Annotated in this window: 1 protein-coding gene; it reads left to right on the top strand. The window is 62.2% G+C overall.

The window, feature by feature from the left end; all coding sequences use genetic code 11:
- Window positions 1-609, top strand: a 609-nt coding sequence (locus LS48_RS15425; RefSeq protein ID WP_204376488.1) for a hypothetical protein, incomplete at both ends; no start/stop codon positions are given.

The raw sequence follows: 609 nt of genomic DNA on the forward strand, positions 1-609 counted from the left end.
TTTCCGGGGTGCCGAACGGGCGGCGCTGTCTCTCACGGATGCCTTAGGCGCGTTGGGCGGCGCCTTGGCACTGAAGGAGTTCGCCGGGGCGGCGCAGCGTGCCTTTGACTATGCTGACGCGATCCAAGATTTGTCAGATCGCACGGGCGCCAGCACAAAGCTCATCCAAGAATTCCGCTACGCGGCGCAACTCAGCGGCTCAAGCGTCGAAGTCGCGGATGAGGCACTCGGGAAGTTCGCCAAAACACTAGGCCTCGCGCAGTCGGGTAGCGACCAGCAGGTAAAGCTGTTTCGCGAGCTTGGCGTGACGAGCAGCGACTTCGATACGGCATTGCGTCAGACCATCGCGGGCATATCGAAACTGCCCACCGTGCAACAGCGCAATGCGATCGCCTTGCAGCTAATGGGCAAGTCTGCAGCGACGCTGACCGGCCTCCTTGGCCAAGGGGTCGACGGCTTTGACGATCTCGCCGCAGCCGCGCACCGCCTGGGCATCGTCCTGAGCGATGACGTGATCCGCAACGCCGGCGGTGCGAACGACAAGCTCGACACGCTAAAGATGATCCTGAACGCGCAATTCGCGAACGCCGTAACGCAGAACGCCAATTC

The sequence above is a fragment of the Aequorivita aquimaris genome (assembly GCF_001573155.1).
GTDB lineage: Bacteria > Bacteroidota > Bacteroidia > Flavobacteriales > Flavobacteriaceae > Aequorivita > Aequorivita aquimaris.